General features: G+C 41.6%; 14 protein-coding genes. 10 read left to right on the forward strand and 4 right to left on the reverse strand.

The features are described 5' to 3' along the window. The 10 genes from ID12_RS06025 (at position 1) to ID12_RS06070 (ending at position 8,014) form a co-directional block, all read left to right on the forward strand. Entirely contained in the window at positions 1-876 is an 876-nt protein-coding gene (locus ID12_RS06025) for an ABC transporter ATP-binding protein (protein ID WP_050826865.1), read from the forward strand. After that, the gene (locus tag ID12_RS06030) at positions 860-1,465 is read left to right on the forward strand and encodes an ABC-2 transporter permease (protein WP_046527284.1); all 606 of its coding nucleotides are present in this window, start codon (positions 860-862) and stop codon (positions 1,463-1,465) included. The genes ID12_RS06025 and ID12_RS06030 overlap by 17 nt, the downstream gene beginning before the upstream one ends. A 195-nt stretch (positions 1,466-1,660) precedes the next feature. Continuing rightward, entirely contained in the window at positions 1,661-1,879 is a 219-nt protein-coding gene (locus ID12_RS06035; protein WP_017358703.1) for a helix-turn-helix transcriptional regulator, read from the forward strand. Beyond that, positions 1,876-2,175, forward strand: a complete 300-nt coding sequence (locus tag ID12_RS06040; RefSeq protein ID WP_017366494.1) for a hypothetical protein — start codon at positions 1,876-1,878, stop codon at positions 2,173-2,175. Before ID12_RS06035 ends, ID12_RS06040 begins: the two co-directional genes overlap by 4 nt. 55 nt (positions 2,176-2,230) lie before the next feature. Next, positions 2,231-3,175, forward strand: a complete 945-nt coding sequence (locus ID12_RS06045) for an alpha/beta fold hydrolase (RefSeq protein WP_050826866.1) — start codon at positions 2,231-2,233, stop codon at positions 3,173-3,175. A 93-nt stretch (positions 3,176-3,268) separates the two neighbouring features. Further along, positions 3,269-4,159 carry a helix-turn-helix domain-containing protein gene (locus ID12_RS06050; RefSeq protein ID WP_050826867.1) on the forward strand — a complete coding sequence of 297 codons (891 nt, stop codon included), beginning with the start codon at positions 3,269-3,271 and terminating at the stop codon, positions 4,157-4,159. 128 nt (positions 4,160-4,287) lie between these two features. Then, the gene (locus ID12_RS06055; RefSeq protein ID WP_080987771.1) at positions 4,288-4,920 is read left to right on the forward strand and encodes a TetR/AcrR family transcriptional regulator; all 633 of its coding nucleotides are present in this window, start codon (positions 4,288-4,290) and stop codon (positions 4,918-4,920) included. A gap of 28 nt (positions 4,921-4,948) precedes the next feature. After that, positions 4,949-5,620, forward strand: a complete 672-nt coding sequence (locus tag ID12_RS06060) for a hypothetical protein (RefSeq protein WP_050826869.1) — start codon at positions 4,949-4,951, stop codon at positions 5,618-5,620. Between the two features lie 27 nt (positions 5,621-5,647). Next, positions 5,648-6,406, forward strand: coding sequence for a DUF4097 family beta strand repeat-containing protein (locus ID12_RS06065; RefSeq protein WP_050827661.1), 759 nt, complete (start codon positions 5,648-5,650; stop codon positions 6,404-6,406). A gap of 219 nt (positions 6,407-6,625) precedes the next feature. Continuing rightward, positions 6,626-8,014, forward strand: a complete 1,389-nt coding sequence (locus ID12_RS06070) for an amino acid permease (RefSeq protein ID WP_008343901.1) — start codon at positions 6,626-6,628, stop codon at positions 8,012-8,014. A gap of 40 nt (positions 8,015-8,054) precedes the next feature. On the opposite strand, the gene ID12_RS06075 is transcribed toward ID12_RS06070, so the two are convergent. The 4 genes from ID12_RS06075 to ID12_RS19635 form a co-directional block, all read right to left on the reverse strand. Continuing rightward, entirely contained in the window at positions 8,055-8,936 is an 882-nt protein-coding gene (locus tag ID12_RS06075) for a glycerophosphodiester phosphodiesterase (protein WP_017358710.1), read from the reverse strand. A gap of 92 nt (positions 8,937-9,028) precedes the next feature. Further along, entirely contained in the window at positions 9,029-10,363 is a 1,335-nt protein-coding gene (gene glpT / locus ID12_RS06080) for a glycerol-3-phosphate transporter (protein WP_008343899.1), read from the reverse strand. A gap of 218 nt (positions 10,364-10,581) precedes the next feature. Further along, positions 10,582-11,352, reverse strand: a complete 771-nt coding sequence (locus tag ID12_RS06085) for a SurA N-terminal domain-containing protein (RefSeq protein WP_035702985.1) — start codon at positions 11,350-11,352, stop codon at positions 10,582-10,584. Positions 11,353-11,504: 152 nt separating this feature from the next. Next, a complete protein-coding gene (locus ID12_RS19635; protein ID WP_050826870.1) occupies positions 11,505-13,568 on the reverse strand; it encodes a thioredoxin domain-containing protein in 2,064 nt (687 codons plus the stop codon). Position 13,569 lies beyond the last annotated feature (1 nt).

A 13,569-nucleotide genomic window follows, 5' to 3' on the forward strand; every position in this document is an offset into this window, starting at 1 on the left:
GTGGAGCATGTGATTGAATTCAAAGGAGTATCAAAACGGTTCAAAGACTTTTCTGTGCAGAATCTTGATTTACAGGTCAAAAAGGGCTTTGTTACTGGGTTTATTGGAGAAAATGGAGCCGGTAAGTCGACCACGATTAAAATGATCATGAATTTGTTAAAACCAGATTCTGGTGAGGTTAAAATTTTTGGATTAGATTATCGCACCCATGAAAAAGAGATTAAGGAACGAATTGGCTTTGTTTACGATGCTAACGTTTTTTTCCCAGGATTGAATTTAAAAGACATCAAACGAATTGTGGCACCTGCCTATAAACGCTGGGATGATAGACTATTTTATCAATATATTGAACAGTTTGGTCTGCCGCTGAATAAAGCGATTAAAACATTTTCAAAAGGGATGCAGATGAAGGCATCGCTTGCGATTGCGCTGTCGCACCATGCAGAGCTGATTATCATGGATGAACCAACTGCTGGTTTAGATCCGGTATTTAGAAGAGAGCTGCTCGGCACGTTACAAGAATTGATGATTGATGGAAACCGAACGATTTTTTTCTCAACGCATATGACGACTGATTTAGATCGCATCGCGGATTATATTGCGTTTATACAAAATGGAAGATTGGTCTTTCAACAGTCGATTCATGAGGTGGTGGAGAATTATGCGCTGGTGAAGGGGAGCCTGGATTTGCTGGATCGAGACACAGAAAAGGCGTTTATCCATATTCAGCGTACGGCAGCCGGATTTGAAGCATTAACAGATCGGATTGATGAGGTGAAACTTATTTTTGGGGATGCTGTTGTGATTGAACCGGCGTCGCTTGAGGATATCATGTTTTATTTGAAAGGCGGGGTTGCGCATGTTTCATTTAATTAAGCGTGATGTGATTTTGCAAAAGAAGCAACTGATGATTTTTCTTCCGTTTATCTTATTTTTTATTTTCATGGATGTACATCCGGTATTGACGTTTCTAGTTGCTAGTGTCTTCATTCCATTTAACACATATGCGTACGATGAGAAGGCAGAAACGAATATTCTATTAAATTCTTTGCCGTATACCCGCAAGGAAATCATTGCATCACGTTATTTAGGTGCTGTTGTTTATATGATCCTTTCGATTGGGCTGACAAGTGCTGCTTTCATTAGTTTTGGGAAGCTATTTTCGATGACCGATATTGCGATTGGTAGCGGGCTATTTTTATTGTTTGCGGCGTGCACATTTCCATTGTTTTATATCTTAAAGCCTGGCTATATCACAACGGCAGTGATTATTGGCTTTATCATTTTATCTGCTATGGGGCCACCTGTTGTGATCTATTTAGCAGAGCAATTCAGTGGGATCACTGATTTTATAATGAATTTATCAATCCCTATTTTATACACTGGGTCCGTTGTGCTGATTATGCTTATTTACTTGCTATCTTGGGGGCTCTCTACTGCGATTTATCAGAGGAAAGTGTTTTAATTCAGCTAGAATACAAACAGATCATAATAAAGAATCATTCATTTTGAGGAAGTCCTTTTCAAAATGGATGATTCTTATTTTTTTGATTCATATGAAATTGACATCCAGTAGAAAACAGGTTATTGTTATTTAACATAATGTTAATTATTTTTAACATTATGTTAAATAAAACATCCTTTAAGAAAGGAATCTGAAATGGAGATTAAAAATAGAATGAAAGTATTACGGGCAGAAAAAGACTGGACACAAAAGGATTTGGCAGAGAAGTTAGGTGTGACTCGTCAAACTGTGGCAGCGATTGAAAATGGTAAATATTCTTTGTCTTTAAAACTAGCATTTCAAATTGCGAGAACATTTGAAGTTGATTTATATGACGTTTTTCAAGAGGTCGACAAGGAGGAACAACAGCGATGATGACAACGATCATACTTTATTCTCTGATTATCCTTTCTATCTTAAGTACGGTCTTTCAATTTAAGAAAAGCCGTGAATATAAACAGGATGAACGGGGCCAATTTATTTTAGCGAAAGCCGGAAGTTTTTCAATTGTAGGTGTGGCATTAGCCTATATATTGGTTGCTGTCATTCAAGCTTTTGTTCATGAATTATCATCTCCAACGGAATGGTTTTATATAGCGATTACGTTTATGTATGTATCAAGTGTTTGCGCAAATACAATTGGCATTATCTATTGTGAAAGAAAATACTAATCTTTCATCTGCGGATGCAAGCTAGGGTACTTCATCATGAAGGGAAGAAAAAATATTGAAAAAATTACTGAAAATAATGCTGATTGCTCTATGTACCATTCTGACTGTCTTGGTTGTATTTGTAGCAAGTGTTTATGTTGTTAATCTAATTAGTAAGGAAAGACAACAGGGGAAAATAGAAGCTTATGGGCAAAAGGTCTTGGTGGATGGGAAGCAGATGAATGTGCTCATTCAAGGCGATGGGAAAGAAACGATTGTCCTTCTCCCAGGCTATGGAACTGCTTCACCCGTGCTTGATTTTAAACCGTTAGTCAAGGAGTTATCGCCATATTATAGAGTTGTTGTAATTGAACCGTTTGGTTATGGTTTAAGTGACGACACAGATAAAGCAAGGACAAGTCAAAACATTGTGGATGAGATTCATGAATGTTTGCAGAAACTTAACATTAAAAAATATACGCTGATGGGTCATTCGATTGCTGGCATCTATGGATTAGAATATGTGAATCAATACGAAAAAGAAGTCAAAGCCTTTGTCGGCATTGATACAAGTGTTCCTCAACAGGAAACGGAAGAATTGCCGGTTTCTAGCTTGCAGCTGCTCAATCAATCTGGCTTTTACAGATTGTTATTGAAAGTGAATCCAGATCAACTGGTGATGCCTAACGTGGATCAACAAACGAAAGATCAAATCAAAATGCTGACCTTTCGAAATTTCTTGAATGAAAGCCAAGCGAGTGAGGCGGAAAATTTCACAAATAACTTTAAAAATGCAGAGCGTTTACATTTTCCTAAGCGTCTCCCTGTTGTTTTCTACCTAGCGGATCAAACGGAGGAAGAAACACCAAGCTGGAAACCAATGCATGAAGAGCTGCTGAAACATGTAGACCACGGAAAAGTCGTTACTTTCAAAGGTGGTCATTATTTGCATCATACGAAATCAAAAGAAATCGCAGATGATGTGAGGGAGTTTCTAGCGAACAACGAGCGCTCACGTTAGCGTTTTTCCTCCTCAGCTGGACAGATGAAACATCGCAATTTTGATCAAAACGAGTGAACTGATTTGTTTTATGATCAAGAAGAGGTGAGGGAGATGATGTATAGTCGGGTGACGCAAGAGGTGATTTCTTATTTGGAGTCGCATTTGATGGATGAGCTGTCGCTGAGACAGGTGCATGAGAAAGTAGGATATTCACATTTTCATTTGCTGCGTGTATTTAAACGAGAAACCGGGCTGTCGATGGGGGAATATGTGCGGAAACGAAGATTGGCTACGGCTGCACAGCTTCTTTTGTATACGGATCAGGGGATTTTAGACATCGCTTTTTCGTTACAATTCCAATCGCAGGAAGCCTTTACGCGTGCTTTTAAGCATCTTTATTCTTTACCTCCCGGAATGTACAGGTCCATGATGAGAGATATGCAAATGAAAAAGGAGGAAGATTCGATGACAATACATGAAGCAGTACCTGGCTGGGGTTTGAGTGGTTCACATCCGCATATGTATGAGATGGGTGTTGATACAGCAGAGTTTCATACGGGAAAGCAATCAGGTGTTTTATCATCTAAAGAAGGCGTACAAGAAGGACAGTTTGCGACGATGATGCAGGGGTTTCAAGCAAAAGAGTATGTAGGCAAGCGGTTGAAGCTCTCTGCTTTCTTGAAAACAGAGAATGTATCTTCAGCAGGAATTTGGATGCGGGTAGATGACGGAAAGGGTGATACGGTGCAGTTTGATAATATGCAGAATCGACCTGTGACAGATTCTACGGAATGGAATCAATATGCGATCGTATTAGATGTTCCTACGCGCAGTGAATCCATTCATTTTGGAGTGCTACTCAGCGGTCATGGAACAGTCTGGGCTGACGGTTTTCGATTTGAGGAAGTGGATGAGAAAACACCTACAACGAATATGGTAGAGGCTTCGGCTCTGCCAGATGTGCCGATGAATTTGCATTTTGAGCTTGAGAAGACCGTGTGAGCGGTCTTTTTTGTTGTATACAAATCTGCATGAACCGTTTATAATGAAAAATATAATTAAACATACCGACGGTCGGTATGTAAAAGGAGGCGTTTGAACTGGCGCGAAATAAGTATCCAGAAAAGACGATGCAGCAAATTTTGGACGTGTCGACAAAGTTGTTTCAGGAAAAGGGATTTGAAAAGACAAGTTTGCAAGATATTATCCATGAATTGAATATGTCTAAAGGGGCTATTTATCATCATTTTAAATCGAAGGATGAAATATTACGCGGCGTGATGGATCGGCAGTTTCGTTATGCAACCGAGAAGCTTGAGGAGTTAATTGAGCATACGGAGGCAGCTCATGCGAAAGAGAAGCTGCAGCTTATTCTGGAGCAGCTTGTGGCAGACCCGCAGTCTCATTCGATTGATGGGATCTTGGTTGATCAGATGAAAAATCCGCAATTTGTGATTGAAGGCATGAAGACAGGTGTCAATCAGGATGCTTTGAGAATCAAACAGTTAATCATTGAAGGGAATGAGGATGGTTCGATGGAAACTGCATTTCCTGGTGAAGTGGCAGAAGTATTTTTGCTTCTTGTGAATATATGGTTGAATCCCACATTGTTTGTCCGCAATCATGAAGAAACAGTTCAGCGTTTGTGTTTTTTAAAGCAGATGATGAAGGGGCTTGGCGTGGATATTGTGAGTGATCTATTTATTCAAAAGGTGACAGCGCACTATGCTGAAATTGGCGGGTATGATCTGCCCGAAAGATAAAGAATGCCAACTGATAGGAGGATGACGTATGATTCATTTTATGAAGGTTGAGCTAAGAAAAGGCCACATGAAGCAGTATATTCAAGCTAGTTTCATCGCGAGTATTGTGCTGCTAGTATTCATCTATTTTATTGCGTTTGCTGCAAAAATTGAACGCGAACCGGGTTTTCAGCAATATACGAATATTTATTTGTTAACGAGTACAGTATGGATGATCTTTTTTTCTATCATCACAGCTATGCTGTATTGGCGTGTAGGCAAGACTGTTTATCAGGAACGCACATCCAATTCAGTGAGATTCCTTTCTCATATGATATGGATGGTGTGCCTTTCAACGTTTGCGATGATGTGCAGTATCATTCCTTCGTTTGTTGTGTTTAGTGTGACTGAAATGTTTTTCCCTATTGTTCACGATACGCTGACGGCAGGTTCTCTGTTTCAATTGATGAAAACATTCTTTATGTTGATTGTTTGTGTTCAAGCGATTGGCATGATGGCGATGAGAATAGGGTTGAGCAAGAAATCGGTTTTGATGACCGTCCTGACTGCAATTGTTTTATGTGCTGTTTTAGGAAATGTATCGCTCGCCATTTATGGCAATGATCAATTGAACCTCGTCCTGTCAGGAGCGATGATCTCGGCAATTCTCATTGTGATCTTGGAATTGTGGAGCCGCATCGGCCGGCTGCAAACGAGGTAATTCATGATGGGAAAAGGATGGAGACATGTGAAGCATACGGTTCAAATTGAAGAAGCAATAACGCAACTTTCGTTAAACTGGCTGGTGGGAGATGTTCGCCTTTATCACCATGATCATCCTTATTTATTGATGAAGCAGACCACCAATCACGTATTCCCCCATCGGTATTTACTGCATCATCAAGTGCAGGAAGGCAGGCTAGTCATTCAAGATAAAAGAAAACGAGCGATCAGCTTGGGGCTTCATCTTCATCAAACGAATTTGGAGATTTACCTCCCTCAGGCACAGTTACAGTCCTTGTCTATTCATTGTAAAGGAGCAAATCTATTCTTGGATGGACTGAAGGTGAAGGAGGCTGACTGCCAATTGATTTCTGGAAAGTCCATGTTCACGGGAGAAATCAAGCATCTGCGCTTGCAGACAGTGGGTGGATTTATTTCTAGTCAACAGCTCAACACGCAGACAATGAGCCTGCGTACTACTTCGTCAAAAGTGGAGATGGTAGGTGCTTTTTCAGATATTGATCTGAATTTAATAGGCAGAAGGGTACAGATACATTCAAAGGCCATGCTGCATTCGCTCAAATCGACGTCAACTGGGTCATCTGTCAAAGTGGCAATTCCGGAAAATGATGGATTTATTTGTTATGTGAAGAAAAGATCAGGTACTTTTCACAATGACTTTCCTTGTGTTGATGATCAGGAGAGAATGGTTTATAAAAATGGAGGGAAAAGCTTTGAGGTCGATATAAGGGGAGGTTCTTTTCTATTAAGTGATGGGCATTGAAGCGATGATGATCTTCTGATTCGATATATCAATATAAAATAATTTGAATATCTTTTTATGTCAGAATATTTTGTTAATAGTGTTTTCCTCAAAAAAACAATTGTTTTTTAAGGGTAGATTTATTATGATAATATACATCGAAAGATTGAAGATTTTGAATCAGAATGAAAATTCTGATTTTTTATTTTTTATGTTGTTTGTTGATGAGGGGGAATAGAAGTGGCTCAAAAGGAATTAAAGAGAGGGTTAAGTGCTCGTCATATTCAAATGATTGCGCTTGGCGGCACAATTGGTGTTGGTTTATTTATGGGGTCAGCTAAAGCCATTCAATGGACAGGTCCATCGGTTCTTCTCGCGTACGCAGTGTGTGGTATTTTTATCTTTTTTATTATGCGTGCGATGGGAGAAATGTTGTATCTTGAACCGAGTACGGGATCGTTTGCTACATTTGGGCATCAATATATTCATCCGCTTGCGGGGTATATGACAGCTTGGAGTAACTGGTTCCAGTGGGTCATTGTTGGAATGTCTGAGATTATCGCCGTAGGTGCTTATATGAAATATTGGTTCCCGGAGTTACCGGCGTGGATTCCCGGATTAATCGCCATGATCATTTTAGGTGCGGCCAACTTGATTTCGGTTAAGTCATTCGGTGAGTTTGAATTCTGGTTTGCGATGATCAAGATTGTGACAATTATTTTAATGATCATTGCAGGTTTAGGCATTATTTTCTTTGGGTTTGGCAATGGTGGAACAGCGATTGGTTTGTCTAACCTTTGGGCGCACGGCGGGTTCTTTACAGGTGGATTTAGCGGTTTCTTGTTTGCATTGTCCCTAGTGATTGCTGCCTATCAAGGGGTAGAGCTCATTGGGATTACTGCAGGTGAGGCGCAAAATCCGCAAAAGACGCTGACAAATGCCATCAAAAGCATCATCTGGCGTATTTTGATTTTCTATATCGGTGCGATCTTTGTCATCGTGACGGTGTATCCGTGGGATCAGCTGAATACGCTCGGCAGTCCATTTGTGGCGACGTTTGCGAAAATTGGAATTACGGCAGCAGCAGGTATTATTAACTTTGTTGTCATTACAGCAGCGATGTCCGGCTGTAATAGTGGAATCTTCAGTGCGGGACGTATGCTTTATACATTAGGTGTGAATGGACAGGCACCTGCTTTCTTTACAAAAATTTCGAAGAATGGTGTACCGTATTTTGGGACATTTGCTGTGCTGATTGGTTTAGCGGTTGGGGTGGTCTTAAATTACGTTTCTCCGCCAAACATTTTCGTTTATGTGTATAGTGCGAGTGTCCTTCCTGGTATGGTGCCTTGGTTTGTGATTTTAATTAGTCACATTGGCTTCAGAAAAGCGAAGGGGGCAGCGCTTGATCAGCATCCGTTTAAGCTGCCGCTTGCGCCATTTTCTAACTATTTGACAATCGGATTCTTGCTGATGGTGCTTGTGTTTATGCTGATTAATCAGGATACACGAATTTCTCTTATTGTAGCAATTGGGTTCTTGATTTTAGTGGCGCTTAGCTTTTTTGTATTTGGAATTGGTAAACGAAAACCGATTGAAACAGCTTCTTCTGATCAAACGGTGAAATAATCAAAAGCCTTGCGGAGTGGACCCGCAAGGCTTTTGTCGTTTACAGAGAAGCTTTGACACGCTGAAAGACATCTGGAAAGTTGGTGAAAAGACCGGTGACGCCGTACTGCAAAAGCCGTGTCATATCTGCCTCGCTATTGACTGTATATGGGTGAAGGAGGAGTCCATGGCTTCTGACCTGCTGTACATTTTCAAGTGTCAAAGCTCTAAAATTCGGTCCGACCCCCACTGCATATGATTTGATGAAGTCGAGCTGATCATCTGTAATAGACGTCATTTGCGCTCTATCTAATAGCTGTACTTTTGGAAGCCGAGGGGCGAGTTTCTGCAATTTTAATAGACTTTCTTGGCTGAAAGATTGGATGATGACCTGCCCTTTTCTCGTATGTTTTCCAAGAAGATGATGTTTCTTTAAGACGGCCAATAGTTTTTCTTCCATTTGCGGATAGATGTCTGGTTTTTTGGTTTCAATATAATAATTTTCTCGTTTACCGAAGTAGCGTAATACCTCATCTAATGTGAGGACTTGCTGTCCAATAAAGTGGGCATTTTGTTTGTCGGGGTTGGCTTCGTTAAACCATGCACCGGCATCGAGCTGTTTGATTTCGGCAAGTGTGAGGTCTTTGACCCAGCCTGTTCCGTTTGTCGTCCGGTCAACCGTTTCATCGTGCATGACGATGAGGTGTCCATCCTTTGTCATTTGAAGGTCGAGTTCGAGGTAATCTGCATTCATCTTTGTGGCGAGCTTGTAGGAAGCTAGGGTATGCTCTGGGGCATACCCTGATGCTCCGCGGTGTGCAACGGTTAAAATGCGATCTGGAGATAAAAGATGTTCATGTGCCGATATGGTGGTCGGCACCCAACCAAAAGACAGTAAAGCAAAAGAGAGTAACACGAAAGCAAGTAATCTACTTTTCTTCATATTTTATCCTCCTTTTACGGTAACTGCCTCCATCATAAGAAATAGATGTAAAGGGCATGTTGGGCGGAGATGAATCTTTTATGTGATTTTCATTAAGCTTGCTCTACGCGCTTTCCTGTATTCCATGTCATGGCGAGGAACACAATCGCAAGGATACAAGAACCAACTAGTAAAATGAAACCTCCTGTCCAGTCATAGTGATCGACGACGACGCCCATCATGGCATTAGCAAAAGCAGAGCCACCAATATATCCAAAGAATCCTGTCAGCCCGGCAGCAGTGCCAGCGGCTTTTTTCGGAGCGAGATCAATGGCTTGCAGTCCAATGAGCATGACAGGTCCGTAAATTAAAAACCCGATGCTGATGAGGGCAATGTTATCAACCATTGGATTGCCAGCAGGGTTTAACCAGTACACAAGAACCGCAATTAATACGCCAATCATAAAGAGTACGCCAGCAGGTGCGCGGCGGCTTCTAAAGAAGCGGTCACTAATCCACCCGCACAATAATGTACCAGGGATGCCTGCATATTCATAAAGGAAATAAGACCAGCGTGAATGCTCTGGTGAGAATCCTTTTGCTTCTGTTAAATAGGTAGGTGCCCAGTCTACGACCCCGTAACGGACAAAGTACACAAAGACGTTGGCAATGGCGATATACCAAAGGAATTTATTGTTGAGTACATATTTAAACAAAATCTCTTTTACGGTTAATTCTTTTTCTTGATCTTCATATTGTTGTGCCGGATAGTCATTTCGGTATTCTTCAATTGGCGGAAGACCAGCGGATTGCGGGGTGTCCCGTACGAGAAGAATGATGACGAAGGAGACGATAATGGCGATGATGGCAGGGAAGAAAAAGATACTTTTCCACGTCGCAAACAAAACAATTCCTAATGTGATAAGCGGTGCAAGAATTCCCCCACCGATATTGTGAGCGACGTTCCAAATGGACATTTTCGTACCACGTTCACTTACCGAAAACCAATGCGCCATCGTTCGTCCGCATGGCGGCCACCCCATTCCTTGAAACCAGCCGTTTAAGAACATGAATAAAAACATGATCCATACACTGGATGTCACCCATGGAAATGAGACAAATAGAATATTGATAAGAGCTGATAGAAAGAGTCCAGCGGCTAAAAAGTATCTTGGGTTACACCGGTCTGAGATCATCCCCATAATGAATTTACTAAAGCCATAAGCGATTGAAACAGCCGCCAGTACAAAGCCTAATTCACTTTTTGTGAACCCCTCTTCCTGTAAATAAGGGATGGCAAATGCGAAATTTTTGCGCAGCAAATAGTAGCCCGCATATCCGATAAAGATCCCCAAAAAGACTTGCAGACGCAGCCGTTTATAGGTTTCGTCTGTTTTGGCATCATCGAGCCTGTCGATATGCGGAGCTGGTTTAAACCATTTGAACATAAACACCCTCCTCATGTAGATATGACTGAAACAAAAGTACGAGGTCTGTCTTTGATCTTGTACTTTTTCAGAGACAAAAGAATTGATAACGCTTTCTTTTGTACTCCCATCATATCGGATGGAGAAGATGTTTATGATGAGGCTTTTGTCATTATTTTGGAAAAACAGTTCATGAAGTGATGAAAAAAATCCGCACAATGGCGGATTTTTAATAGTGGTTAAATTGATACATCAATTTTTGCAGATTTCTTTAGTTGATCAATTTCTTTTTGTACTTCTTTTTGCTTTTCTTGAGATTCTAACTGCTTCTTGATTTGTGATTTGACGTCTTTGAAATCAGGTGCTTTTTGTTTTTGTTTTTTCATTTGTTCGGCGTATTGGTCATAGTACGCTTTGACGTCTTTTTCAGACACAGAGGCTGATTTAATTTCTTTGTCGACATATTGGCTGTATTTGATGCTGTCGGCAATATCACTTTTCAGCTGATCCATTGTCAGTCCGCTCTTTTTGAGTGCTTCTTCAAATTGAGCATTGTCTTTAAATTGTTTCTTTTCTTCTTTTAGCTGCTGATCGACTTGCTTGTCAGAGGCTTTATAGCCCTTCTTCTCAGCATCTTGCAGGATGAGCTCTTGACCTACTAGCGCATCAATGGTTTGCTTCTTGACAGCTTTTGCGCCTTCTTTAGATGTTGGGTCTTGTCCTGACTGCTGAAGTTGACCTTGAATGGTCGATAGGGCGCTATTGTATTCACTGCCTGTGATTTTATCTTTGTTGACGGTCGCAACGACCTTTTGATCATCAATTTTTTGTGCGTCTAATTTCTTTTGCATCTCTTCCATTTGCTTTTGCTGCTCTTTTTGGTCAGCCTGTGTTGTTTCCTTGCTTTTGGCTGAATCGTTTTGCTTATCCTGTTTCGCATCGTTTGATGAGCAGGCTGCAAGCCCCACTGATAACAGACAAGCAATGAGTGTATATGATACTTTTTTCAATTATTTTCTCTCCCTTCGGTATGAGAACATCTAGTGCGCATTCTAACCGTTTTAGAGGAAAAATAAAACCGTACAGACGAATTGTTAGCGGATTGACATGTTTTTTATCTGTTTGTCCTCATTTTGTCTTCTCATAGTCATCATATGACAGCTCAATTTTGGAATAATTGTTCCATCGCTTCGTCGAGATTGGTGATCGGCTGGCGGCAGCTGTAGTTTTCACAAATATAGACCGTCGTGCTGTCGTTGATCGTTTTGTAATCTTTTGCAAAAGGTGCGAGCCTTGCTAATTCTTGCCCTGTTTCGGCAGTTAAAATGAGATCAAATGGCATGAATCGTTTTTGCAATGCTTGTAGAAGCTGTTCTTTTTGCGGATCGCCCTTTTTCCCGAGAATAATGATTTCTCGTTTGACGGCATATTGGCTTAATAGTCCTTGTAAAAAGGCGGTATGTCCGCTTGGATAGGAAGAGACATCGACGTAAAAGGCGCTGAACATCTTCTCTAGTGTTTCGATCCAGTCTTGACGTCCGATCATTCTGCTTAGTTTCAGAAGCTGTTGGAGTGCAGTACTGTTACCAGACGGCATGGCCCCGTCGTATACTTCTTTTTCACGAACAATAAGCGCTTCTGCATCTGAGCCTGAGAAGAAAAAGCCCCCGATTTGCTCATCCCAAAACAGTTCAAACATATTTTCAGCAACGGCTCTGGCTTTTGTCAGCCAATCTAGGTCAAAGGTCGCTTCGTATAAAGACATATACGCTGTGAGCATGTGCGCATAATCCTCGATAAAGCCTAGATGCTTTACGTCCCCTTCCCTATAGCGGACCATGAGCCGTCCCTGTTGAACGAGCTGTGTTTCGAGAAAAGACATTGCCTGTTTTGCCATGCGTATGGCTTCTTCTACATGAAAGACACTTCCTGCTTTGGCAAGTGCGGAAATCATCAGCGCATTCCACGAGGTGAGTACCTTGTCATCGATTAGCGGTGCAGGTCGCTGCTGTCTTACAGTGAGTAAGATGTGTCGAGCGGATTGCAGTTTGGAATGAAGGGTTTTGTCGTCGATTGAATATGCTGCCTTGATGTCATCAAATGAGGTGGAAATGGTATGAGGGATGTTCTGTCCTTCAAAATTTCCTTCCTCTGTGATGTGGTAGACCGCACAAAATAAAGTGCCGAGGTCATCACCTAAATGAGTCATGATCTCTTCTTTTGTCCAAACGTAATATTGCCCTTCCTTTCCTTCTGAATCGGCATCGATTGCCGAATAAAAAGAGCCATCATGATTCATCATGTCTCGTTTGATAAATTGAATGAGGCCTTGGACAAGCTTTTCGTACTCATGATGTTGAGTGATTTGATAGGCTTCGGTGTAGGCATCTATCAGCAAGGCGTTATCGTACAGCATCTTTTCGAAATGCGGCACAAGCCATTTTTCATCGGTTGAATATCGAGTAAATCCAGAACCAATATGATCATAAATACCGCCGTTTGCCATACCGTTTAACGTCTTTGTGACAGCATATAACGCATTTTCTTGCCCTGTCCATTCAAAATAACGCATGAGAAACGTGAGCATATGAGGTGCGGGAAATTTAGGCGCAGAACCGAAGCCGCCATACAGCGTATCAAAGCTGCTCATGAGCTGATAATAGGCTTTGTGAATCGACTCCTGAGTGAGCGTATTTTCTGTCTGCCCTGCTGCCTTGATCCGCAAATTATTTGTTGCCTTTTCTGCCAATGATTCAATATGATCTCGGTCGTTGTGATACGCATCCAGCAATTGCGTCAGTGCTTCAATGAAGCCGGGACGGCCGTAAGCACTTCTTTTTGGAAAGTATGTCCCCGCATAAAAAGGCTTTTGATCAGGCGTGACAAACACGTTGAGCGGCCAGCCGCCTTGCCCAGTCATCATCTGACAAACGGACATATACATCGAGTCAATGTCTGGACGCTCCTCACGATCGACTTTGATTGAAATGAAATGCTCGTTTAGGATGTCAGCGACTTGTTGATCTTCGAAACTTTCGTGTGCCATGACGTGGCACCAGTGGCAAGTGGCATAGCCAATGCTGACAAGCACCGGTTTATTTTCACGTTTCGCTTTGTCGAATGCTTCTTGCCCCCACGGGTACCAGTGAACTGGGTTGTGGGCGTGTTGAAGGAGGTAGGGTGATTTTTCCGTGATGAGTGGGTTGGGTGTTTGGTTGTTTGGCATG

Source organism: Bacillus altitudinis (assembly GCF_001191605.1).
Taxonomy (GTDB): domain Bacteria; phylum Bacillota; class Bacilli; order Bacillales; family Bacillaceae; genus Bacillus; species Bacillus altitudinis.

What these genes read in the sequence shown, in the direction of transcription:
- glpT (WP_008343899.1), bottom strand. Translation starts at nt 10,363, where the DNA reads ATGTTCAAATGGTTTAAACCAGCTCCGCATATCGACAGGCTCGATGAT.
- ID12_RS06035 (WP_017358703.1), top strand. Translation starts at nt 1,661, where the DNA reads ATGGAGATTAAAAATAGAATGAAAGTATTACGGGCAGAAAAAGACTGG.
- ID12_RS06040 (WP_017366494.1), top strand. Translation starts at nt 1,876, where the DNA reads ATGATGACAACGATCATACTTTATTCTCTGATTATCCTTTCTATCTTA.
- ID12_RS06075 (WP_017358710.1), bottom strand. Translation starts at nt 8,936, where the DNA reads ATGAAGAAAAGTAGATTACTTGCTTTCGTGTTACTCTCTTTTGCTTTA.
- ID12_RS06060 (WP_050826869.1), top strand. Translation starts at nt 4,949, where the DNA reads ATGATTCATTTTATGAAGGTTGAGCTAAGAAAAGGCCACATGAAGCAG.
- ID12_RS19635 (WP_050826870.1), bottom strand. Translation starts at nt 13,568, where the DNA reads ATGCCAAACAACCAAACACCCAACCCACTCATCACGGAAAAATCACCC.
- ID12_RS06050 (WP_050826867.1), top strand. Translation starts at nt 3,269, where the DNA reads ATGATGTATAGTCGGGTGACGCAAGAGGTGATTTCTTATTTGGAGTCG.
- ID12_RS06030 (WP_046527284.1), top strand. Translation starts at nt 860, where the DNA reads ATGTTTCATTTAATTAAGCGTGATGTGATTTTGCAAAAGAAGCAACTG.
- ID12_RS06055 (WP_080987771.1), top strand. Translation starts at nt 4,288, where the DNA reads ATGCAGCAAATTTTGGACGTGTCGACAAAGTTGTTTCAGGAAAAGGGA.